Annotated in this window: 16 protein-coding genes; 2 read left to right on the top strand and 14 right to left on the bottom strand. The window is 29.5% G+C overall.

Features of this window, described 5'->3' with window-relative positions; all coding sequences use genetic code 11:
- Positions 1-64: 64 nt before the first annotated feature.
- The 6 genes from ACTG45_RS02880 to ACTG45_RS02855 form a co-directional block, all read right to left on the bottom strand.
- Positions 65-3187: a bifunctional diguanylate cyclase/phosphodiesterase gene (locus ACTG45_RS02880; protein WP_479919779.1), complete on the bottom strand. Its 3123-nt coding sequence runs from the start codon at positions 3185-3187 to the stop codon at positions 65-67.
- A 710-nt stretch (positions 3188-3897) separates the two neighbouring features.
- Positions 3898-4602: a response regulator gene (locus ACTG45_RS02875; protein ID WP_021383194.1), complete on the bottom strand. Its 705-nt coding sequence runs from the start codon at positions 4600-4602 to the stop codon at positions 3898-3900.
- A complete protein-coding gene (locus tag ACTG45_RS02870) occupies positions 4593-6200 on the bottom strand; it encodes an ATP-binding protein (protein ID WP_479919778.1) in 1608 nt (535 codons plus the stop codon). The genes ACTG45_RS02875 and ACTG45_RS02870 overlap by 10 nt, the downstream gene beginning before the upstream one ends.
- A 261-nt stretch (positions 6201-6461) precedes the next feature.
- Positions 6462-7640 carry a CD0519/CD1768 family membrane protein gene (locus ACTG45_RS02865; RefSeq protein WP_021383178.1) on the bottom strand — a complete coding sequence of 393 codons (1179 nt, stop codon included), beginning with the start codon at positions 7638-7640 and terminating at the stop codon, positions 6462-6464.
- A gap of 224 nt (positions 7641-7864) precedes the next feature.
- Positions 7865-8359, bottom strand: a complete 495-nt coding sequence (locus tag ACTG45_RS02860; protein ID WP_021383197.1) for a threonine/serine exporter family protein — start codon at positions 8357-8359, stop codon at positions 7865-7867.
- Complete coding sequence (locus ACTG45_RS02855) at positions 8360-9121, bottom strand: threonine/serine exporter family protein (RefSeq protein ID WP_065388354.1); 762 nt, start codon at positions 9119-9121, stop codon at positions 8360-8362. It lies immediately after the preceding gene.
- 656 nt (positions 9122-9777) lie between these two features.
- On the opposite strand from ACTG45_RS02855, the gene ACTG45_RS02850 reads away from it, so the two are divergent.
- Both ACTG45_RS02850 and ACTG45_RS02845 read left to right on the top strand, forming a co-directional pair.
- Positions 9778-12606 carry a sigma-54-dependent transcriptional regulator gene (locus tag ACTG45_RS02850; RefSeq protein ID WP_479919777.1) on the top strand — a complete coding sequence of 943 codons (2829 nt, stop codon included), beginning with the start codon at positions 9778-9780 and terminating at the stop codon, positions 12604-12606.
- 65 nt (positions 12607-12671) lie between these two features.
- Positions 12672-13901 carry a D-alanyl-D-alanine carboxypeptidase family protein gene (locus tag ACTG45_RS02845; RefSeq protein ID WP_479919776.1) on the top strand — a complete coding sequence of 410 codons (1230 nt, stop codon included), beginning with the start codon at positions 12672-12674 and terminating at the stop codon, positions 13899-13901.
- A gap of 571 nt (positions 13902-14472) precedes the next feature.
- On the opposite strand, the gene ACTG45_RS02840 is transcribed toward ACTG45_RS02845, so the two are convergent.
- From ACTG45_RS02840 to ACTG45_RS02805, 8 genes are all read right to left on the bottom strand, one after another.
- On the bottom strand, positions 14473-18393 hold the full coding sequence (locus ACTG45_RS02840) for a cell wall-binding repeat-containing protein (RefSeq protein WP_479919775.1): 3921 nt from the start codon (positions 18391-18393) through the stop codon (positions 14473-14475).
- Between the two features lie 431 nt (positions 18394-18824).
- Positions 18825-20219 carry a HAMP domain-containing sensor histidine kinase gene (locus ACTG45_RS02835; protein WP_479919774.1) on the bottom strand — a complete coding sequence of 465 codons (1395 nt, stop codon included), beginning with the start codon at positions 20217-20219 and terminating at the stop codon, positions 18825-18827.
- Positions 20212-20859, bottom strand: coding sequence for a response regulator transcription factor (locus ACTG45_RS02830; RefSeq protein ID WP_479919773.1), 648 nt, complete (start codon positions 20857-20859; stop codon positions 20212-20214). The genes ACTG45_RS02835 and ACTG45_RS02830 overlap by 8 nt, the downstream gene beginning before the upstream one ends.
- 351 nt (positions 20860-21210) lie before the next feature.
- On the bottom strand, positions 21211-22050 hold the full coding sequence (locus ACTG45_RS02825; protein WP_479918068.1) for a PTS system mannose/fructose/sorbose family transporter subunit IID: 840 nt from the start codon (positions 22048-22050) through the stop codon (positions 21211-21213).
- Positions 22051-22073: 23 nt separating this feature from the next.
- Positions 22074-22832 (bottom strand): PTS mannose/fructose/sorbose/N-acetylgalactosamine transporter subunit IIC, encoded by a 759-nt coding sequence (locus ACTG45_RS02820; RefSeq protein ID WP_479919772.1) that lies wholly within the window; start codon positions 22830-22832, stop codon positions 22074-22076.
- Positions 22833-22877: 45 nt separating this feature from the next.
- The gene (locus tag ACTG45_RS02815) at positions 22878-23351 is read right to left on the bottom strand and encodes a PTS sugar transporter subunit IIB (RefSeq protein ID WP_021382910.1); all 474 of its coding nucleotides are present in this window, start codon (positions 23349-23351) and stop codon (positions 22878-22880) included.
- A 27-nt stretch (positions 23352-23378) separates the two neighbouring features.
- On the bottom strand, positions 23379-23786 hold the full coding sequence (locus tag ACTG45_RS02810) for a PTS sugar transporter subunit IIA (RefSeq protein ID WP_479919771.1): 408 nt from the start codon (positions 23784-23786) through the stop codon (positions 23379-23381).
- 67 nt (positions 23787-23853) lie between these two features.
- On the bottom strand, positions 23854-24906 hold the full coding sequence (locus ACTG45_RS02805; protein ID WP_479919770.1) for a galactitol-1-phosphate 5-dehydrogenase: 1053 nt from the start codon (positions 24904-24906) through the stop codon (positions 23854-23856).
- Positions 24907-25204 lie beyond the last annotated feature (298 nt).

Genomic DNA, 25204 nt, shown 5'->3' with positions numbered 1-25204 from the left:
TTACAAGATTTTTAGATTCAATTTATTTGAAATATTCTTAAACAATTTACATAAATCGATTATCTTAAGTTATAACCAATTGACTCGCTTGATTGTTATATAATAAATTCTCAAAATCATCACTTGGGATTGGCTTACAATAGTAATAACCTTGGATTATTACACAATCTAAACTCAATAAAAATTCAGCTTGCTCTTTTGTCTCTACACCTTCTGCAACTACATTCATATTTAAATCTTTTGCCATATTTATAGTATGTTTTAAAACTATTTTTTCTCTTTCTGTAATTTCTTCATCATTAAAAAAACCACAGTCAATCTTTAATGTATCAATATTAATATTTTTTAACATGTTTAATGAAGAATAAGCTGAACCAAAGTCATCCATATTTAAAACAATACCATCAGTTCTAAGCTCGGCTATTATCTTAGCAAATAATTTTATATTTTTAATAAATAAACTCTCTGTAAGCTCTAATTCCAAAAACGATATTGGTATATTATATTTTTCTATTAGGGTTAAAACTATTTCTCTAAAGTGTGGATTATGCAAATGCAATCTTGATACATTTACAGATATAGGAACTGGCTCTTCACCTGAATCTATCCATTTTTTAATCAAGAAACATGCTTGTTCCCATACATACATATCCAATTTAATGATAAATCCATTCTTCTCAAATAGAGAAATAAATTTTATTGGAGGTATTATACCTTTTTCTGGATGAACCCATCTAACTAATGCCTCTGCCCCAACAATTTTATTTATCTTAAGATTATACTTGGGTTGTAAATATACTTGAAATTGTCCATCTTCAAGTGCATATTCCATTTCTCTTTCCATCTGTTTTTCTTCAAGTGCATCATTTCTTATAGTCTCATCATAAAACATATAATGATTTATACTCTGTTTTTTTACTTTCTTATGTGCATACCCCGCCATTTCACAAGCATTTGTAATTGGTATATGATTATCTAAAATTCTATAAATCCCAAAACATGGTACTAACATATATTCAAACTTTTTCATATTTAAATTATTAGTAATTTTATAAATTAATTTATGAATATCTCTATCTGAATAACTCTCATAAAATATGTAAAATACATCTGCATACATACGGCAACATATATCATTAGAATCAAGGTTTTTTTGAATCAATTCTGCAATATATATTAATGTTCTATCTCCTTCTCTAATACCATAAATGTCATTGATTACTTTAAATTTATCTATATCCATCATTATAATAGCATACTGTTTATCTGGATATTCTTTGAGTAATAGAGTTGTTTGTTGACAGAAACCTTCATAACTATATAAACCTGTCAACATATCCTTCTGATTTTTATGTATTTGCATAAGATAATCTATGTTTTTAATAGCAACTAAAATATGTGTCTGTTCATCACCTAACTTGTTTTTGTTGGTAATCTTTAGTACACAAATTGATGCCCAATAGTACCTTTTATCTATTCCTAGACGTCTATACTCAAAACTTAACTCTAAATCGTCTTGTTCATTGTTACAGAAATTATCAAGCGACTTTAAAAAATTATTTCCATCAAACAATATTCTATCACCAGGATGGATTAAATATTTTTTAATATATAAAAAAGTTTCCTCCATATTTTCCTTCATAGGGAAACTAAAAATATTATTTTCTGATTGATAAATTTGCGTAATTAAATTTTGTTCTATGGAAATAGCTAAGATTATATCATATGTATTATATGCCAATTTTTTATAAGCCTTAGAATAACCCTCACTCACTACATTATCAAAATACACCTCATTATCTAAGTCTCTATGCTTAAATAAAATATCGTTAGTAGAATCACTTAGATTATTCATTTCCTCTATTTCATTATTCTTCAACTTCTTCTTATTATAGTATCTTTTCTTATCTTGGTACATTCTCTCATCAGCAATTTTAGTCAATCTATATATGTCGATATTATTTTCACTCCAAATACTTCCTATAGCTACACTATATACCATAGTTTCCTTAAATTCTTCACTTAACCAAATTACTAATTCTTCAAAGAGTTGTTTTGAGATATCTTCACATAATACAACAAACTCATCTCCTCCAATACGGTAAACATTATGAGAATGAAAGTATTTTCTTATTGTTACACAAGCTGATACAATAGTAGAATCTCCTCTAGCATGTCCAAAGCTATCATTAATGTCTTTTAATCCATTTATATCTATAAATACAACACCCATGGATTTAACTTTATTATTGTCAAAATTATCTATATATTTAATATATTTATTTCTATTATATGCTCCAGTCAAGAAGTCATAATAACTCATATAATTTAATTTATTTTCTACTTTCCTTTTTTTCATCTCAGTTAATAAGAAATAAGATAGAGATGTTAAAAGAGAAGTGTCTCCAACAGCCTTTTGTGGATTGTCAACTCCAATAAATCCTATTATTTTATTATCTTGTTTTAATGAAGAAGCCATTAAACTCTTAATGTTTTGAGGTTTTAAAATTTCATACTCCATTGGCTGTGTTTCCCTTATACTCTCTATATTATCAATTATCACAAAGCCTTTTTGCTGGAATAATAAAAACCAATTTTTTAATTCATTAATATCAAGATTTTCCAATGATTGCCTCTGTTGCTCAACACCTTCGTTACACCATTCATATGTATTGGTTATTTTTTTTCCATCTTCAGAGACTTCAAAAACATATGCTCTATCAGCTTTGTGGAATTTCCCAATATTACTTAGCACTAGATTTACAGCATCAGAAAAATTAGATTCTGTTATAAGATGTTTAATACATCCAACTAGTAGCTCCTTTATTTCTAATTTTTCTGCTATTGACTTACTTATATTTTCCTTTTCCGTAATATCAAGAGCTATTTCTAATCGTGCATATTTACCTTCCCATTTAATCAACTTATCCTTTAATATAAAATGTCTATTTGTTCGAGTATTTGTATTTTCCCATATATAATATTTATCTTCTTTCAAAATGGAGTTTGTGCAAAATTCGCAAGGAGAATCTTTACCTTGTAATGCTTCATAACACTTTCTATTAGAGATATCATCAAGCCCCATTGTCTTTTTTCCAATTTTATTAATATATAAAAGTTCATATGTGTCCAAAGAAGAAACATATACAATTTCATCCAATTCATCTACTAAGTTTATCATCTTCATTTATGTATAACTCCTTTTATCCAGTTTGAGTTTTTGAAGCTTTAAAGTTTTGCTATACATTTGGTGATGATATTATACTTTTTTATAGTCGAAAATATCATCTTAATAACGTTATATTTTTTGATAAATAGAACGCACCATTATGTTAATTATAGAATAAAGTTTTGTAATACTTAATTTAATACATATATATAGTAATATCTTATATTTAGCTATTCCAAACACGCAAATTATAAATATTTCTATAGAATAAATAGTTTAATCATACAGAAAGATAATACCTTATCTGTTTAAAAATATGCAAATTACTACTACAATTAATAATTGGTTAAAGTACCCAATTATAATAAATTCTCCATATTATTCCTATAGATATATTATATAATATCACAAAGATTGATATAAAAATAAAAAAAATAACTTTTTATATCAATATATATTGTTTAAAAATAATCTATTATGCATAAATAAATTTTCTATAAAAGATAATGTTTATATTAGATTAATCTTCAATTTGAAATGTATTTTATTTTTTTAATATATATATTTTATAATGCAAAAAGAGCTATATATATTTAAGATTAGATAACTTGATTTTATATCTATTCATTATAAAGTATATATAGCTCTTTCTATTCGTTTTAAAATATTTATATTTGCTCAAATGACAAATAATTTTTATCCAATTACTATTCATCTTAATTTAGCAACTATTCATCTGCCATACGATAACCCACTCCAACTTCAGTCAAAATATACTCTGGCTGAGCAGGGTTCTTTTCAATCTTTCTCCTTATACTTGCCATAAATACTCTAAGGGACTGATTTTCACTTTCATAGTAATTTCCCCAAACTTTATCTATTATAAATTTATGAGTTAAAACCCTCCCTGAATACTTAGACATCAATTCGATAATCTTATATTCAATTGGAGTTAAATGTATTTCTTTATCATTAATTGAAACAGTATGATTTTCATAATCTATCTTTAGATTTTTAACTTCAAAATTCTTTGTAACATCATTACTGATATTACCTTGTTGAGCCTTATTTCTAAGTGCTACACGAACCCTAGCTAAAAGCTCTGTTACACTAAAAGGTTTTGTCAAATAATCATCTGCTCCTCCATCTAAAGCCTCAACTTTATCTCTCTCATGTTCCCTTGCTGAAACAACAATTATTTTGTTATTTTTGGCACACGATCTAACTCGTCCAATTACCTCAATCCCATCAATATCTGGCAGACCTAAATCTAAAATTATTAAATCTGGGTCAAGAGAATGTATGAGCGATATAGCTGTCCCTCCATTATCAGTCTCTACACACCTATAGTTTTGAGTTTCAAGAGACACTTTTATAAATTTACAAATTGGCTTATCATCTTCTACAACTAGAACCAATGGCTTTATTTCCACTCGTCTTTCGCCTCCTCTTCATATATAGGTATACTAAATCTAAATGTAGCTCCTCCAGAAGGATTATTGAAAGCGACAATTTCTCCACCATGAGCTTCTACTATAGACTTACATATCTCTAATCCAAGACCAATACCTCTTCTTTCAAGATTTCTAGATTTATTCTTAGTGTAAAATCTATTAAATATATTATCAATATCCTCATTTGGTATTCCTTTTCCATTATCTGAAACTTCAAATATAACTTGATTTGATTCTTTACTTACAGTTAATTCTATTTTAGAATTTTTAGGTGTATGTCTTATAGCATTATCTATTAAGTTTACTAAAACTTGCTCTATTAACAGTACATCCACATGAACTACTATTATCTCTTCTGGAATATTAGTTTGTATATCTCTATTATTGGCAAATTTCTTAACTCTTAGTATGGATTCAGCTATTATCTCATCAACAACCTCTGGTCGTTTTTCAATATCTAACTTGCCTTCATCTATTCTAGTCATACTAAGTATATTCTCTACAGAATGAGTTAGCCAACTTGTATCTTCATATATATTTTTCAATAATTCTACTCTAGTTTCTTTATCTATAACATCATCATTTTCAAGTATAGTTGAAGATGAACCTAATATACTTGTAAGTGGTGTTCTCAAATCATGAGAAATTGACCTAAGTAAGTTTCCTCTTAATCGCTCTCTTTCTGCGTCAAGGTTCGCTTTTTTATTCTTTTCAAATAAATTTTCTCTATCAATTGCCAACGCGACTTGTGTTGAAACTGCTTCTAACAATATCTTTTCATTTTCTGTAATAATATCTATTTTAAAACATGCAATACCTATAACTCCAAGAACATTTGACTCTTGACCCTTTATAGGAAAATAGTATGCACTGCTCCTTTTACAATATTTTGTTCCTATTCCAACTGGCTCGCCTGTCCTAAAAGCTTCTTTTATGGCTTCCTTCTCTAATACTGAATGGAATATGTTCTCACTACCATCATTATTACAAATATAAATACTTGGCTTGCCTAAATTATTATCATCATCTGCAATAGTTACTATAACAGTTCTATTTAACATGTTTACTAAATTAGACCCACAAAATTCAATAATTTGGTTCTTATTTTTTGCTTTAAGTAATGTTTTATTATTCTCATAAAGCAATCTTATCATTTTTTCTCTTTTATGAGAAAGTCTCACTTCTCTTTTTATTCTAGAAGTTAAGGTACTTGTTATAATAGCTGCCATCAGCATAATACAAAATGTTATAGGGTAATCTTTCCTATACGCTAAAAAAGTATATAATGGGTGTGTAAAGAAAAAGTTAAATGATAGCACTCCTATTACTGAAGAAAGTATTCCAAAAAAATACCCATACGTTATACTTGTAGCAAACAGTACACCTAATATATATACCAGTATAATATTAGATTCATTAAAACCTATCTTTTCAAAAACTACTGATATTCCAGTAGCAATTATCATAACCAATATAGTTTTTATGAAGTCCTTAATAATCACCTTTTTACTGAGATAATCATCTTCATCATAATCATACTCTTTTAAGTCTTCATGATGTAGTCGTTCCTTTTTCATCTACTACAATTCCTCCTTATTGTTACTGTTTAAATTGGCTCTATTGTATATAATACAATTTTATCATAATAAATTCAATCAATACATTTAATTAATGTACTTAAATTACTAAAAGGTGCTGTCTTAAAATGAAAGTAAATCTCGATTTCAAAACAGCACCTCTATATATTTAAATTACTAATTTAATTTTACATACTTAAATTACTAGTTTATTCAATTTTATAAATTATAATATCTTAATATTTGATTTCTAGAACATTCTTATCCAACGAGCATAAATATAAAGTGGGCACATATACCTGCACATAAACCACCTATTGTATGTGAAAGTATTGCTTTACCAGCCAATGGTCTTGCTTCTAAAGCATCCATCATACCTATATGTGTACTTAGGTATCCACTCCAACACATACCCATTGCTGTAAATACTGCTATATCGTTAGGAGTTATAGCACCTGATTTTATAAATTCTGGTACTAAAGATATCGCTGCTCCAACAGCTCCTAATGCAGTTACAGGGAATGCTATTGCTTCTGGTGATGTGAATCCAAATAATGGCTCTATTATGAAACTAATTTTATCACCAATAGCAGGTAATAATTTTATACCTTCATATGCAGCACCTGTGTAAACAGCTTGACCTGTAGCAGGGTCTGTAGATGGTCCAAAAGTTAATAACATAACTAATGTACAAACTACTAAAACTCCTGGTATTATAGCCATACCCATTTCAACACCTAGCTTACCACCTTCAAGTATAGCATCTAATCCTCTTTGGAATACATTACCATCTCTTATTTCTCTAAACTCTTCAATTTTTGTACCTTTTTCATTTACTTGCTTTTCAGTATCGCTTTTAGGGTCATAATTATAATACTTTTTAGTAAAAGTCAACATAATTCTAACACTAATAATACTACCTATTATTGCCCCAACATTACCTATTATAGCTGGTAGTACATATTCTTTACCTTGAGCTATCATAAAAGTTGTTACAATAAGCCCCATACCAAAGGCTGTTCCTAAGTTACATAAAGCAGGTATCTGATACTTCTTAAAATATTGTGTAAATGTTTTGTCTTTAGCAAATGGTATAATAGCTGGATTATCAGATAAATATGTTGCAACTACTCCTGCTATACTAGCACCAGGTAAGCCCCATATAGGTCTCATAAGACCTTTAAATATCTTATTAACTAAAGATATTACTCCGAATTCTGAAAGCAATGCACTAAGTGCACCTGCAAGAACTGCCATAGCCATTATTAAAAATACTGTATCTAATAAAAGCGCATGTGCTGTACTCATTATTACTTTAAACATCATACCTGCACCCATGATGCTTCCTACATATCCAAATCCTACCGCCAATAGTACAATAAATACGAAGGTTTCCATACTTACTGCCTTGACTCTTCTCTTATCCGACAGCTTTTCCATCTTGAAATCTTCCCCCTTTTAATTTAAATTAAGGTTTCTAGCATTGGTACAAATTTTTTGGTACAAACTGAACACTAAAACTTACACCCATAATGCAAGTTGTCAGTTTTTTGAAATAAAAAAAAACTATTTCCATAGAATAAGAATATCTTATCTAATTTGGATATTCTTATTCTATTTTATGTTATTATATTATCATCCTTTTACCTAAAAGTCAATTTTTTCTATTTTTGTGGCTTAATTTTATTTATACCCTTCTTATATTTTTCATTTTCTTTTATTTTTGTAAACATTCCATATAAGTTTACTTTTCTAAATACTGTAGTTATAAATACTAGTCCCAACGCAATTGAACTTGCACAGGATAATGTACTTACACCATACTCTACTGCTTTGATATAATTGTTTGTCAAGGCAGAATACATAGTATTATATATTCCATAGCCTGGTACTAATATTATTAAGCAACATACACTTAATGTAGTTGCTGGAGTCATATAAATCCTAGCACATAACTCGCAATATATTGCAAAGCATACTGTAGCTATAAAGAAACATAGATTTTCGGTTACTCCCATATTCAAACAAAATTTATATGAAAACCAAGCGATACTCCCACCTATCCCTGACAGTATCAAATTCTTTCCTTTCATATTAAATAGTACTCCAAAGCTTAAGGCTGTAAAAAAAGCCGCTATTACTTCTATAAATAAATGCATTTATATCCCCCCTAACTTGAAGTACAATCCAAGTACCAAGAACATTCCTACTGCTATAGATACACCTATAAAAAATACTTCTGCCAACTTTGCAAGACCAGAAATCAATTGTCCATCCAATAAATCTCTTAAAGCATTAGTCAGCGCTAGACCAGGGACTAATAACATTATCGCTCCTGCTATCAGATGGTCTATAGTCTTTATAAACCCAAGCTTCAAGATTATAATAGAACAAAGGGCTATAATAACTGCCCCAATTGCATTTACAAAGAAATCATTTAATGATGATTTATTTAAGTACATAGTAACGAACTTAGTCAGAATTCCCACAGTAAATGCGGCTATAAACTCTTCTATATTTCCTCCAAATAGTATAGAAAAAGTTGCTGCTGCAATACCTGCAAAAAATATTGTTATCAAATCTGAATAGTAGTTATCTTCACTTATCTCGTCTAAAATTTTCTCACATAGTTCAATGTCTAAATTATTTATGCTTATTGCCCTTGATAATGAATTAACCTCGTGAACCAGATTTAGGTCTACTCTTCTTGAACTTATTCTTTTAATTGCTGAATGTAATTTTCCATCTACAAACACAGACGCCATTACAGCTGTTGGAGTCGCAAATACGTCTACATGGTCTATCCCAAAAGATTGACATATTCTAGCTATCGTTTCTTCAACTCTATAAGTTTCTCCTCCGCTTTGCAACATAGCTTTACCTGCGTTTGAGGAAAAGTTTAAAATTCTATCTATATCCACAAAACATATCTCCCATTCTTTTATAGTATTATTCATATTTTATTACAAGATGTTGTTTATTTAAACTAGTTTAAATAAACAATATCCAATATTTACATTTTATGAAAAAATTTGTTTTTTATGCTTGTCAAAACTAAATTTTAAAGTTATTTACAGCATAAAATGGCTGAATAATATATAACAAACACTTTCAACCATTGATATAATCTTTTAAATTGTACAAACTTCTCTGCAATAAAACTATCTATTTTTTGATTTTTAAATCTCTATAAATTTTACATCAACGTAATAGCTGTATATTTATAGTATAAAACATCACTCTTATGATACAAAATATAATTTGTAAATTTATCTATGTAAATTATCCATAACTTTATAAGTTACTTTCATATTGCTTCATATATATCTACCATACATCAATAAATGATACTTCATATATTAATTTATGTAACAACATAATATTCTACTTAAATTCATAAAAATCTATATCCAATATAATGCAACTCTTATTTTAACATCATCCATTACACAAAACAACATATTAAAAAGTAAAATACAAAATATCCACTATAAACCTTATTTTAATACTGAATATATATTATAATATATTTAATATAACTTAAATATAACTTAAATATAAAGAAAGGAGGCAATATATGCTAAGAAAAGATAAGGTTCTATTATCACTACATAAATTATGTGAAAATATAACTTTAAAAGACCTTCAATCAGAGAAAATTGGATTTACTACAATAGAAGTTGCTAACCATTCATCTCTTGATAGAAGTAATACCAGTAAAGAATTAAATAACTTATTTAATGAAAAAAAAGTTATAAAGATACCTGGCAAACCCATTTTGTTTTTACATGCTGGAATTATTGAAAATTTAATTGGTCATACTTTAGACAGCTCTGAGTTTTCTATACGTAATTGTAATGAACTGCTTGAATCAAGTAAAAATGATTCAGAAGATATTTTTTCAACATTACTTGGACACGATTCTAGTCTTAAGCTAGCTATAGAAAAAGCTAAATCTGCTATACTCTATCCTCCAAAAGGTCTTAATACATTACTCATAGGACCTACTGGTGTTGGAAAAAGTACATTTGCTGAAACAATGTACAAATATGCTGTAGAAAGTAGTGTCTTTTCTTCTGAAAGTAAATTTGTTGTATTTAACTGTGCTGAATATGCAGAGAATGCTAACTTACTCTTAAGTAATTTATTTGGTTATGTTAAAGGTTCTTTTACTGGTGCTAATAAGGATAAATTCGGGATAGTCACACAGGCTGATGGAGGTATATTATTTTTAGATGAAATACATAGATTACCCCCAGAAGGTCAAGAGATGCTTTTTCTTTTGATGGACAAAGGCATATACAGACGATTAGGAGAATCTGATATCGTACATAAAGCTACTGTTTTTATTGTGTGTGCCACAACAGAAGATATACATTCTTCTCTACTTGGGACTTTTTTAAGAAGAATCCCAGTTACAATTAACCTACCTTCTTTACAGGATAGGTCCTTAAAAGAAAGATTATCTCTTATTAAATATTTCTTTATTATAGAATCTAAATATACTAATGCAACTATAAGAGTTCACAAAGATGTAATTAAATCTTTACTTCTTTATGATTGTTTTGGTAATATTGGTCAACTTAAATCTGACATACAACTTATGAGTGCAAGAGCCTTTTTAAATTATAAGACTGGTTTAAAAGAGAATATAGAAATAGATTTGTCCCTTGTTCCTGATTACATCTATACTGGTCTTTTAAAATTGAATGAAAATCGCAGTAATCTAAATAAATTATCAGAACTTGATTACATGCTTTTTTATGAATTTAATGGTAACAATTTAGAGGTTGAATATACAAAAGAACTGTCTAAATACAATATAGATACACCAAATAATGGGTTTAAATATTCTACAGAGATTCCTTATCTAGAAAATGATATAAGGAGTATGTTTATAAATTACATGGAGAAATACTCTACAAAATTACTTTCAATATCTTCAGTAACTCACTCTGATTATACAAGTAATGAAATTTTTAAGGTAATTAATCCAAAGATTTACTATGCTGTTGAACATTCTTTAAAAGAAGCTGAAAAAATATCGAGAAACAAATATACAAAACAAACTTATATCGCTCTTTCAATGCATATAAGTGCACTTATAGAAAATATAAATCAAGACACATATAATCCTAAGTACAATCTATATAATGATAAAATTTTCTTAGATAAAGATTTAAATATAGCTAAAATAGTTTTAAGTATAATTGAAAACGACTTACAAACATCTTTACCTAAAGATGAGGTAAAATTTATATCCATGTTCCTAAATAGCACATATCTTGAACAAAATAATCAATCTGAAAGTATAGGTGTCATAATACTTGCTCATGGAAATTCAACAGCCAGTAGTATGTGTGATGTAGCAAATTCATTACTTGGTACAAATCACTGTAATGCAATTGACATGCCTCTTGATGTAAAGGTAAGCACTATACTCGATAAAGCTATAGAATTGGTAAAAGAATGTGATGAAGGCAAGGGAGTGCTTCTTTTAACAGATATGGGCTCTCTTATAGCTTTTGGAGAACTTATTTCAGAAAAAACAAAAATTAGAATACGTTCTATTGAGATGGTGTCTACCCCAATAGTTTTAGAAGCAGTAAGAAAAAGTACACTACCAGAAATGACTTTGGATGAATTAGCTAATTCTTTAAGTTCTTTAAATCCATATATTGGACGAGCTGCAATTGACTCAACAGAAATAAATTATCCTGAGAAGTCAAAAGAGTATGCCATAATAACGACTTGTATAACGGGTTATGGTTCAGCTATGAAGATAGCAGATTTTATAAACTCTTCACTTAAAAGTATCAATAAGTACAATATTAATTTAGTTCCTCATAATATAGAGAGTTTTAAAATGTATAGGAATAAATTTAGTAATACTAAAATCTTGGCAGTTGTTGGCAGTGTAGATTTTAATGTAGCTAATACCCCATTTATACGCATAGAGGAACTCCTAAATGGGTATGGTCTAGATATGTTGAACAAGATAATAGAAGGTACATTTAACGCCAATAGTATTACTAATATAAAAGAAACAAATCTATCATATAACAGCTTAATAATAAATTTTATGTCTCAAAACTTAGAGCTTTTAGACTCTGTTAAGTTATTCAACTATGTCAATTCATCATTATTTTCAGTAATAGAACTAATAGATGAAGGTCTAAAAAGTAAGTTTAAGCTAGGATATATACTTCACTGTTCTTTTATGATAGAAAGATGTTTTAAAAATGCAACTTTTCCATATAATAACATTAATGAGTTAATTAGTAAAAATTATGAATTGTATAATTTAATAAATGAGGCCTTTAAGCCAACAGAAGCTTATTTTAATATTTCAATACCAGATGAAGAAATTGCTTATATAATAGATATGATTAATGAGTATCTCTAGATAAATAAAACTTACAGCACCTACTTTGTGCATGTTAATTAATATATGAAACGGAGGATGAGATTTTGAAAAGAAAAATTAAACAGTTAATAGTACTTGCATTAATTTTTATATTTATAACTCCTGGATTTGCGTTTGCAGATACTCCACCAGTACCAAACTCTTCAAGAGCTGCACTACTTATAGACCAGGAAACTAAAAGAATATTATTTGAAAAAAACAGTGATGAAAAGATGCCTCTAGCAAGTTTAAGTAAGATGATGACTTTTTTACTTGCAATAGAAGCAGTCAATAAGAATCAAGTAAAAGAAACTGATATGGTAAAGATAGACAAGTCTACAGCTTCAGTAGGTGGGTCTACTTGTAAACTTAAAGATGGTGATGAAATATCTCTAGGAGAGCTTATGCAAGGTCTTATGCTTGTATCAGGAAACGATGCTGCTATGGCTATAGCAAAGTATGTTGGTAAAACTGAAAAGAATTTTGTAAATATGATGAATAAGAAAGCTGAAGAAATAGGAATGATTGATACGTATTATTTTAATCCAAATGGGCTTCCTATATACACTGACCCAGAGCATAAGGAAGCACCTATTGAGAATATATCAACAGCTCATGATATAGTCGAGCTTGGAAAGTATATGTATGACCATTATGAAAATCAAGTTACTAGAATAACTACTATGCAAGTGTATAATGATACTAAGAAAGATTTTACACACTATAACACAAATCCCCTATTAGTTTCAGTGCCTGGTGTTGATGGAATAAAGACAGGCTATACAGATAATGCTGGTTATTGCCTTGCATTTTCTATGATGGTACCTAAAGACGATAAAAATGAAAGAAATCATAGATTAATAGGAGTTGTTCTTGGTGATGGTAATAAGAAGAATAGAATTTCTTCTTCTGCTACTTTATTGAAGTATGGTAAAGACAATTTCCATTCTAAGAAGATAGCTCATAAGGGGGACATTATAGAGACTCCTTGTGTTGATGGTGTTGATGATTTTAAGATAACGGTTAAAGTTGATAAAGATTTGTATGGGGTTGTTTCCGATAATGAGAATATACACCCTAAGATAGTGTTTAAAAATATGAGTTATCCTATTCATAAGGGAGATATTGTTGGTGTTGCAAAGTATTACAATGATTCTGGCAAGTTTGTTGGTAGTGTTGATGTGAAAAGTGAAAGTAATATAGGATGTATTCCTTTGAAGGATAAGATTAAGATTAAGGTTGCTAAGATAAATAGAAAGCTTGAGGTTAAAAATTCTGTTTGTTTTAAGGCTTAGGTTAGATGAGATTTATGAGAGACTCCACTTTATGGTGGGGTTTTTTGTTTTATACAAAAAATTAAAATAGTGGCAACAATTGAGGATGTGAGGGAGAGTTGCCACTATTTTGTATAGGGTATTATATTATGTTTTTAAGCTAGTTTTACTATCTTCTATGTTTATATAATAACTCTTGTGTGTGAATTTAATAGATAATTCATATGAAAATTATGTGAAGTTTTGCATTAAATTACACTTTAAACATATCTCTTAAATAGTTACTTATATCTCTAGATTTTATAAATTCTTTAATTAATTGTTTTCTTAAAGTATTCATAAAAAATCTCCTTTTCAACATTTGATTATACTTAAACAGTTACCATAAATAAAACTTTTATTACTCTCGAAGCTCAAATTATTTTACATTACTTATTATCCCTTTTACTTTATAGAATAAGTTGTATATACACTTATAAAAAAGCACCTTATACTATAAATTTATTATTTTATAGGAAAGGTGCTTTTATTAATAATTTTTACTATAAACTTGATATATTAGAATTTAAACTAATAATTTAAATTTAAATATCTAATTTATCATAAAATTCAATAGTCTTTGAAAAAGATTTATTGGAGCTGTATATGCTTCTACTTCTACTTCTACTGCTGTTCCTGCATTATATCCTGCTTTCGCTGCATATCTTACTTCATATGTTCCTGGTGATAACCCTGTTATCTCTGTTTCTCCTGTTACTACACTTGTCCAGTCTTGATCTGTTTTTAATTTATATTCCATTGCATCTGTCACACCAGTTATTTTTCCATCATTATCATCCGCTGTTGTTGGTGATGTTGCTGACAATCCTGTTGGTGCTCCTTGTTCTTGGTTTGCTACATATGCTTTTACTTCTACTTCTGCTGCTGTCCCCGCATTATATCCTGTTTTCGCTGCATATCTTACTTGATACACTCCTGGTGATAACCCTGTTATCTCTGTTTCTCCTGTTACTACACTTGTCCAGTCTTGATCTGTTTTTAATTTATATTCCATTGCATCTGTCACACCAGTTATTTTTCCATCATTATCATCCGCTGTTGTTGGTGATGTTGCTGACAATCCTGTTGGTGCTCCTTGTTCTTGGTTTGCTACATATGCTTTTACTTCTACTTCTGCTGCTGTTCCTGCATTATATCCTACTTTCGCTGCATATCTTACTTCATATGTTCCTGGTGATAGCCCTGTTATCTCTGTTTCTCCTGTTACTACACTTGTCCAGTTTTGATTTGTTTTTAATTTATATTCCATTGCATCTGTCACACCAGTTATTTTTCCATCATTATTTGCTGCTGATGTTGGTGTTGTTGCTGACAATCCTGTTGGAGCTTCTTGTTCTTGGTTTGCTACATATGCTTTTACTTCTACTTCTGCTGCTGTTCCTGCATTATATCCTGCTTTCGCTGCATATCTTACTTCATATGTTCCTGGTGATAGCCCTGTTATCTCTGTTTCTCCTGTTACTACACTTGTCCAGTTTTGATTTGTTTTTAATTTATATTCCATTGCATCTGTCACACCAGTTATTTTTCCATCATTATTTGCTGCTGATGTTGGTGTTGTTGCTGACAATCCTGTTGGAGCTTCTTGTTCTTGGTTTGCTACATATGCTTTTACTTCTACTTCTGCTGCTGTTCCTGCATTATATCCTACTTTCGCTGCATATCTTACTTCATATGTTCCTGGTGATAGCCCTGTTATCTCTGTTTCTCCTGTTACTACACTTGTCCAGTTTTGATTTGTTTTTAATTTATATTCCATTGCATCTGTCACACCAGTTATTTTTCCATCATTATTTGCTGCTGATGTTGGTGTTGTTGCTGACAATCCTGTTGGAGCTTCTTGTTCTTGGTTTGCTACATATGCTTTTACTTCTACTTCTACTGCTGTTCCTGCATTATATCCTGCTTTCGCTGCATATCTTACTTCATATGTTCCTGGTGATAGCCCTGTTATCTCTGTTTCTCCTGTTACTACACTTGTCCAGTTTTGATTTGTTTTTAATTTATATTCCATTGCATCTGTCACACCAGTTATTTTTCCATCATTATTTGCTGCTGATGTTGGTGTTGTTGCTGACAATCCTGTTGGAGCTTCTTGTTCTTGGTTTGCTACATATGCTTTTACTTCTACTTCTGCTGCTGTTCCTGCATTATATCCTGCTTTCGCTGCATATCTTACTTCATATGTTCCTGGTGATAGCCCTGTTATCTCTGTTTCTCCTGTTACTACACTTGTCCAGTTTTGATTTGTTTTTAATTTATATTCCATTGCATCTGTCACACCAGTTATTTTTCCATCATCATTTGCTGATGTTGTTGGTGATGTTGCTGACAATCCAACTGGTGCAATTTGATCTTGATCTTGACCATTTTCTTTTATTGTTATTTCTGTTATTGCTCCTGCATTATATCCTGGCTTTGCTGCATATCTTACTTCATATATTCCTGGTGATAAATCTGTTATTTCTGTTTTCCCTGATTCTACTTTTATCCAATCTTGATCTGTTTTTAGTTTATATTCCATTGCATCTGTTACACCAGTTATTTTTCCATCATTATTCGCTTCTGATGGTGCTATTACTTCCAAACTTCCAGGAGCTTCTTGCTCTTGATCTTCTGCATATGCTGGTATTTCTATTTCTTTTATTGCTCCTGCATTATATCCTGATTTTGCTGTATATCTTACTTCATATATACCAGGTGATAATCCTGTTATCTCTGTTTTTCCTGATTCTACTTTTATCCATGCTGAATTTGGTTTTAATCTATATTCCATTGCATCTGTTACACCACTTATTACTCCATCACTATTTGCTGCTGATGTTGGTGATGTTGCAGTTATCCCTGTTGGAGCAGCTTGATTTTTATTACTTGAAGAACTTCCTCCTGATGAACTTCCTCCTGAAGAAGAACCTCCTCCATGTGAACCTCCTCCACTTGAAGAACTTCCTCCTGATGAGTTAGAACTTGGATTATTTCCACTTATAGATGGAGAATTATCTCCCTTAACACTACTTATTGAACCCTTATTATCTATAGTAGTTCCTTTAGAATTATTTGTAACTGTAGTTATCTTTCCACCATTAGTCACTTTTACTTGACTTGCTCCAGATGCTACTGTTAAACTACCAATCTCACCTTTAGAATTATTCTCTATCTTAGCTCCATTTTTATCATTAACCTTTAAGTTAGTTATTTTTCCATAGTTAATGAAAGTTCCGTCTTTAACATCATCTATAACTACATCGTCTACTTTTGCATAGTTATTTACATCCCCATTAGGCATGTTTATAGTTACAGTCTTTGTATATGTACCATTTAAGTTTACTGTTACTGCTTTATCAGTTTGTATTGTAAATGCTTCTTTAACCTCACTAGTTGGTTTAAAGTTTATAACATCATTAGCAGTAGCTTTATCTAAGGCTGATTTTAACTCAGAAATTGTCTTAGCTTCAACTGTGCTTACTTCTTGTAATGATTTCATTTCATTAAATGCTGTCTCATTGCCATTTCCACCAACTTTAGTTATTTTGTCAAAACTCTTAGAGTTAACTAAAGATTTTTGCGAAGCTGATAAATTCTTTCCAACTAGAACTACTGGTGATTGGTTCTTAGCTCCTAATACACCTACTGCTAATGCATCTATAAGTTGGTCTTGTTTAGTCATACCATCTTTAGTTACATATGCATTTTTTAAATCTGTCTTTTTATAGAATTCTTTTACTACCTTTGCATTTGTATCATTTCTATCTGTTCCACCTAATCTTGTACTATTTGGCAGTTTATTTTTAACAGCTTCAGAAACTGAACTCTCCCCACCAACTACATAAGATTGAGTTATTCCTGCATCTTTTATAAATTTATCTGCAGCTGCTGTTCCATTTTTAGAATCAGCAAGTATTACTGGCATGTTGTTTTGAGCAGCTGGTGCTCCCACGCTTACTGCATCTGCAAGTCCTTTTTCGCCATTAACTACAGCTATTTTCTTAACATCACTTATAGCATCTAATCTCTTAGCTAATTCTAAAGATGTTTGGTATCTTTCAGCTCCAGAGATTCTTTCAAAAGATATTTTCAAATCTTTTATTTGTTTTTCTATATTTGTACTTAATACAGAAGTTCCACCTATTAAGTATATTTTTTTAGCTTTTAATCTTTGTATTTCTGCTTTTGTCTTATCATTTAATTTATCTTTACCTGTTAAAAGTATTGGAGCATTTTTTGCCTTTGCAAATGGTGTTGCAGATAAGGCATCTGCTATAGATGAGTCATTTACTACTACTACTTCATCAGCATTTTTCCATCCATCTTGACTTATTTTAACAGCAGTCTCATATCTTTCTTGTCCTGTTAAATTTGTTGCTACAGTTTGTGCACTAGCTATCCCTGCTGTTGAACTTCCAGCTATCATTGTAACTGTAAGCATAGCAGCAATCTTCTTTGGTATTTTCATTATATTTTTCCCCCTTATCCATTTGATAACACTTAAATTTTTCAGCTTTGTTCCCGTTCTAATTCTAAGGGATACTTAATGCCTAATTTTAAAGAGGTTTTCTAACTATAATGATTTCATAATTAATATATAATTTATTTACTATTTTTTTATATTGCAGTTATCATAAAGGAATAAAGAAGTTTTCTAATTAATTGAAAAATTAGTAAATTTAGATTTTAAAGTGAATTTAATTTTTTTGTTAATGAATTGTGGTAAAAAAGAGAATTTTGCACAAAAAAAGTAGCCTTTAGAATTAAAAGTACTACTTTATTTGCAAATAAATTTTATTATTTATACTTGTAATTATATATTAAATAACCAATTTTATCCATATGAAAAATAAATAATTATGATGTTTTTTTAATTATTCTTTATATTTTAATTTAAATTTAAATTACTTTTATAAAGATAATATAAAATTCTATCATTCCATCACAAATTTCAACCCTGTATCCAAAATTATTTTCTTCAAGTATAGTTCTCACTATAGTAAGACCAAGACCCGTGCCAGAAAGTTCTTTACTTCTCGACTTCTCTAAAACATAAAAAGGCTTCCATATATTCTCAATATCATCTTCCATATCATAATCTATACCATTTTTTATAGATAACACAACATTCTCATTCTCTTTAAAAAGATTAATCTCTATTTCATTATTACTAGTATACTTTATCGCATTGCTAATCAAATTATTAAATACCATATCTATACTATCTTTATCTGAACTTATTCTAAGTTCTTTATCATCTATACTACACTTAACTTTTATACTACCTCTATCAATTAAAAGCTCATAATTTTTTAAACTTTTATACAATCTTTCCTTTAAGTCCACTGGATGCAAATTAACTTCTCTTTTCTCATATTTTGCCCAATATAAAAGAGTATTTATTGTATTAGTCATATTTTCTGCCTGCTCAATTATTGTATCAGTATAAGTACCATCATCCAACCCATCTTTCATCCCTATCGCATATGCTTTTATGAGTGCTATTGGAGTTTTCATTTCATGAGATGCATCTGATATAAAAGATTTTAGATTCTTATTTCTCTTATTCAATTCATTATGTGCTTTTTCAAGTTTTACACTCATTATGTTTATACTGTAAGCTAATTCCTCTATTTCATCATTAGTTTTTATTGCTTCAGTCCTAAAATTTAATTCAGATATATCTTTAGATAGAAGCTTTAATTTTTCCATAGGTCTTATAATTCTGTTTGATAATATAAATATAAGTATAGTCATTATGACTACTGAAAAGATTCCCATAATTATATTAAATCTATTTACAATCCCAATAGTTTCTTCAGAATGTTCTATAGGTATAGATATGGCAAACAAGTAATTATCTTTCTTCATAAATTTTACAAGTAAACTATATTTCGTTTTACCCTGATTATATATTTTATTTATACTTTTATTATCAATATTTTTTAAGATATCTTCTTCAATCCAAAATTTATTTAAACTTAGACCTTTCTTCCAAAATTCACTTAACAAATCTTGATTTATTTTATCTATATTATCTTTATCTTTGTAATTCTTATCTAATTCTATATATACAATAGCTGTATTATTTTTTGCTTCAATCGCATCAATATCTGATTTTAATTCATTTATATCTTTATGTTTAATTTTATCTGCAATATTATCCAATACATTTCTTTTCTCGTGTAAATAATATCTATGAATAAACATACTATTTATAGTTATAGACAGTATATAAACAACTACAACTACTATAGATATGCTTATGGACAATTTTTTGTTTAGTTTAGTCATCAAAATCCTCCAGGCTATACCCTAACCCTCTGTAAGTTTTTATTATGTCCTCCCCTATTTTCGCTCTTAACCTTCTTATATGAGTATCTACTGTTCTAAAATCCCCATCATAATCCAAGCCCCATACTAAATCTAAAAGTTTCTCCCTAGATAAAACAATCCCCTTATTATTAATTAAACAACGCATTAATTCTAATTCTTTTTTAGTCAATATCAGCTCTTTATCATTTTTAAAAACTTTATTTGCACCAAAATCTATTTTTAAATCTTTAATATTAATTGTATCTTTATAATTTACTAATTTCTTAGCCCTTATTATCAAAACTCTAGGGTCAAATGGTTTTTTAATATATTCATCTGCTCCTATATTGAGTGCTTCTATTTCATCTTCACTCTGACTTTTGGCAGTCAACATAAGAACTTTTGTATTACTATTTTCCTTTATCTCTTTGCAGACCTCTATTCCATCAATTACTGGCATCATCCAGTCTAGTACTGCTAGGTCTATCTTATTCTCATAAAAAATATCTAATGCTTCTTCTCCATTTTTTGCAGTAAGTACATTAAAGTTTTCCTTTTTAAAATATGCACAAAGTATCTTAAGCATGCTAACTTCATCATCAGCAATTAATATGTTCATCTATTCACACCCCTAAAATTTATTATCATATTTCATATTATATCCATTGCTTCAATTATATAAAATATATGTTACAAGAAGTTTACAATTATTTATAATATATAGATTACATATAATTTCTATACTTTCGAATCAACTTAGAATTTTATATCCAAATAAAAAAGTACCTCATCTAGATTAAAAATCTTTCTGAGATACTTTTTAAAAGATTATATACTCTGTGTAGCTTGTATAACCTTAAAAATCAATCTATTATAAATCTAATTTACCCTAATCACTATACTTTTTACTACTATCTTATAAATTTAATCAATCTATTTATAATCCTCTTTGGCTATATAGCATATATATTTAAAATAATCCCACAATACCTGTAATAGCTCCCACTACTATTAATATAAACATTATTTTTATTGGAGAAAGGCCTTTCTTTAAAGCAAAAAGTACTAATAAGGTAAGCACCAAAGGAATTAATCCTGGGAATATCTTATCAAGTAAATCCGTTTGAAGACTAAACTTAAAATCTCCACTAGTATAACTTATTGGTGTGGATAAATTAATAAATCTACCTACAAGCCCTCCCATAACTAAAGTTCCTAGTATAGAAGCTCCTTCTATAACCTTATTTACTATTCCACCTTGAAGTATACTTTCAACAGCTTTTTTACCATACTTATATCCACTTGTCCACATTCCAAAAGAAATTGAAGTCATTATTACATATTGAGCTATTACAAATAGTATAGGTCCTGCGATTGATGCTCCTCCCTCAGTTAAACCAATACAAACAGCTAATACTATTGGTGTTATAACTCCCTGAGTTAGAGTATCACCAATACCTGCTAATGGACCCATCAGGCCTGTTTTTATGGCATTCATACCATCCCCACTTATCTCATCTGCACCATTAGCTTTTTCTTCTTCCATTGCTATTGTTATTCCATGTATAACACATCCACATATAGGCTCTGTATTAAAAAAAGCCAGATGAGTTTCAACTTCTTGTTTTAACTCTTCCTTATCTGGATATAATTTTTTAAGTACTGGTAACATTGAATGTGAAAATGCAGTTGATTGTAACCTTTCATAATTATAATTAGACTGTGCAAAGAAAAACCATCTTAGCCATGATTTTATTACATCCCTCTTACTTAACGTTTTCTTAGACACTTCACTTTTTGTATCTGACATAATATTTTCCCCCTCTCATGTATTTAAGATGTAGCACTATCTTTTCCGTACTTAATTGAAGTAATCGTAAGAGCAAGTATTACCCCAATAACAGATATTACTATTATATCCACTTTAAAATAAACAGCCATCAATATTCCCAATATGAAAAAGGGCATAGTAAATTTATTTCCAATCAATTTTAAATTCATAGCAATTCCAAGTGCTGGCAACATCGCTCCAATTACATTAAATACATGAAGTACATTCTCATTCATTACTTCCAGCATACCATCTATAGCATTTGGACCAAAATAAACCACTAATAATGCAGGTATAAAACTCATTACAAATAATAATATCTGTGGTGGAACTATATTTATAAACGCTACCTTGTCGACATTACCCTTTTGAACTTCCTTGTCAGCCCAATGTGCAAAAAAAGAATTTACTGTCATTTTTCCAATCCAAAGTACAGTTGCGACAGTACCTAATGGAACAGCTATTGCCATTGCAGTACTTACATCTAGCTTAGACGCTATAGCTAAAGCAGTCCCCACATATCCTGCAAAAGCTGGGTCTCCCATCTGTGCCCCTCCTGCTGATATAAAACCTAAATATATCATATTTATACCTGCTCCTATAATTGCTCCTTGGACAGGGTCTCCTAATATAATTCCTGTTACAAATCCTGCTAACAAAGGTCTATTCCATGTAAAAAATCCAACATAAGTCAGCCATGGACTCCAAGAAAGATAATAAAAAATTGCTATTAATACTGCTTGAATTAGTGAAATTTGCATAGACTTCCTCCTTATTTATTTCTAAAGATTCAAAAGATATTATTTTTATAATAGAGTTCCTACATCAATTTTTTTTGCATCTGGCACTATTTGTATAAAACACTTAATATCCTTTGATATTAGTTCTTTAAATATTTCTTTTTCTTCATCTGATACAGATATATTTTTATAAAAACTTCTTCTCCCAAGTCCAGCTCCCATACCCCCGACATTTAGCTCTTTTAAATCTACTCCATTGTTTACTAGACCCAAAACAGTTTTGGGGTATTTAACTAAGACGATTAAATTTTCATCCCCATTATATGATTTTAATACCTCAGCACCTGACTCTACATCATGTACCTCAACCTTAACAGTTGATGGTGCTGCCATTTGTAAAACTTGAACTATGAATGGGTCTTTTACAACCAAATCATCTACTATTACTATCCTTTTTGCTGATGTAATCTTACACCAAGCAGTAATCACTTGACCATGTATCAATCTATCATCAATTCTTGTTAATGCTATATTACTCATAATAATTCCTCCAGTTTTTAATTTATTTTATATATTTAAAGCTGCTTTTACATCTTTAATCCCTGATACTCCAACTTCTTCACATAGATTCTTTAACTCTATTAACTTCATGTTCTCTCTGTTTAAAAATAATTCTAAAAGCATAGGTAAATTTACACCTGTTAAACATTCCAATTCACATACCTTAGCAAACTTATTTATTACAATCGCAGATGTATTAAATGGAGTTCCACCATAAAAGTCAAGCAATAATAAAACACCTTCATCTTTATATTTTTCAATTTCATTTTCTAATCTTTTACTAAAATCATCTATACTGTCACCATGGTTTAATCCTAAAGTTTCCACTTTTTCCTGTTTACCTACTATTAATTCAGCACTTTCTAACATTGCTTTAGCCATATTTCCATGTGCAGCTATAACTATTCCTGCCATATGAATCATACCTTTCTTAACTAAACTTTTTTATATAGACTATAGATTATTACTCTAGCATTCTAATCTAATTAGCTACATTAATCATTATCTTACCAAAGAAGATATCTCTTTTGTATATTTTTTCAAAATAAGATGGCACTTCGTCCAAGTTTATTCTATGTGTTACCAATTTTTCAACATTCATGTCCCCTTTCTGCATGTGATATAACCCAGCACTCCATTCTTTTCCTGGAAATGGGAATGAATTTCCAAACCAAGTCCCCTTTACAGTTAATTCACTTCTTACTATCTTCTCAAATTGTTCTCTAGTCAAAGCTACATCTCCATATGGTACACCTGCATACAGTACTGTCCCTCCTTTTTTGGCTAACAACAATACTTGACCGCATGTCATTGGAGTTCCTGCTGATTCAATAACAACATCTGCTCCAGCCCCATTAGTTAAATTTTTCACTTCATTTATAAGATTCTTGTCTTTTGCATTTATACAAATATCTGCTCCTAACTCTTTTGCTAGTTCTAATTTTTCATCAAATACGTCCACAGCTATTATTTTTGTAGAACCAAATATCTTTGCCCATTGTATTGAGAATAATCCTATTGGTCCTGTTCCAAGTACCACAACAGTATCTCCAACTCTAGTCTCTGACCTGAAAAGACCATGTCCTGCTATACATACTGGTTCTAAAGCAGCAGCTGTTTCATAGCTTATTTCATCTGGTATTTTTATTAAATTTCTTTCTTTTACCTTTGTATACTCAGCGAAACACCCTCCAAGTTCTTTATTTCCTATTATCGATACATTATTACATCTCGAATATAATCCTTTTTTACATTCATCACACTCAAAGCATGGCATCGCTGGGCAAACAGCAACTCTATCCCCTAGTTTAAAATTTTTTACTTCTGAACCAATCTGCGCTACTTCTCCAGAAAATTCATGACCTAAAATTTCCCCCACCATATGTGGACCTGTCTTTGAATACTTCGATATATCAGAACCACATATTCCAGCTACTTTTACTTTAACTATTACATCATCTTTTTCTAATATTTTTGGTACCTCTACATCTTCAATTCTTGTGTCTCTTATACCATAGAATCTAACTGACTTCACTATTAATCACCCCTATTATTTATTCTATTTAAATATACATTCATTTTTTATATGTTAAATATATAGAGCAATTTCCATGCCAATATATGTAAATACTGTTTTCATGCAGTTTGTCAAATTATCATTAAATGTGTGTTAAAGTGTGTCAAAAATTATTTATATTAAAGCCTATGTGTGTCAATATAAATGACACTCACCTTCTACACTAAGTCTTTTATTATAAAATCTATAAAATGTACTTTTTTTATTATTTTTATAAAAATGTTCGGAAATTTTACTTCTATTTGTGATATAATAT

It is taken from the genome of Clostridioides sp. LIBA-7602 (assembly GCF_056688945.1).
This window is presented reverse-complemented; position numbering and strand designations above follow the sequence as displayed.

What these genes read in the sequence shown, in the direction of transcription:
- ACTG45_RS02880 (WP_479919779.1), bottom strand. Translation starts at nt 3,187, where the DNA reads ATGAAGATGATAAACTTAGTAGATGAATTGGATGAAATTGTATATGTT.
- ACTG45_RS02870 (WP_479919778.1), bottom strand. Translation starts at nt 6,200, where the DNA reads ATGAAAAAGGAACGACTACATCATGAAGACTTAAAAGAGTATGATTAT.
- ACTG45_RS02865 (WP_021383178.1), bottom strand. Translation starts at nt 7,640, where the DNA reads ATGGAAAAGCTGTCGGATAAGAGAAGAGTCAAGGCAGTAAGTATGGAA.
- ACTG45_RS02860 (WP_021383197.1), bottom strand. Translation starts at nt 8,359, where the DNA reads ATGCATTTATTTATAGAAGTAATAGCGGCTTTTTTTACAGCCTTAAGC.
- ACTG45_RS02850 (WP_479919777.1), top strand. Translation starts at nt 9,778, where the DNA reads ATGCTAAGAAAAGATAAGGTTCTATTATCACTACATAAATTATGTGAA.
- ACTG45_RS02840 (WP_479919775.1), bottom strand. Translation starts at nt 18,393, where the DNA reads ATGAAAATACCAAAGAAGATTGCTGCTATGCTTACAGTTACAATGATA.
- ACTG45_RS02835 (WP_479919774.1), bottom strand. Translation starts at nt 20,219, where the DNA reads ATGACTAAACTAAACAAAAAATTGTCCATAAGCATATCTATAGTAGTT.
- ACTG45_RS02830 (WP_479919773.1), bottom strand. Translation starts at nt 20,859, where the DNA reads ATGAACATATTAATTGCTGATGATGAAGTTAGCATGCTTAAGATACTT.
- ACTG45_RS02825 (WP_479918068.1), bottom strand. Translation starts at nt 22,050, where the DNA reads ATGTCAGATACAAAAAGTGAAGTGTCTAAGAAAACGTTAAGTAAGAGG.
- ACTG45_RS02820 (WP_479919772.1), bottom strand. Translation starts at nt 22,832, where the DNA reads ATGCAAATTTCACTAATTCAAGCAGTATTAATAGCAATTTTTTATTAT.
- ACTG45_RS02815 (WP_021382910.1), bottom strand. Translation starts at nt 23,351, where the DNA reads ATGAGTAATATAGCATTAACAAGAATTGATGATAGATTGATACATGGT.
- ACTG45_RS02810 (WP_479919771.1), bottom strand. Translation starts at nt 23,786, where the DNA reads ATGGCAGGAATAGTTATAGCTGCACATGGAAATATGGCTAAAGCAATG.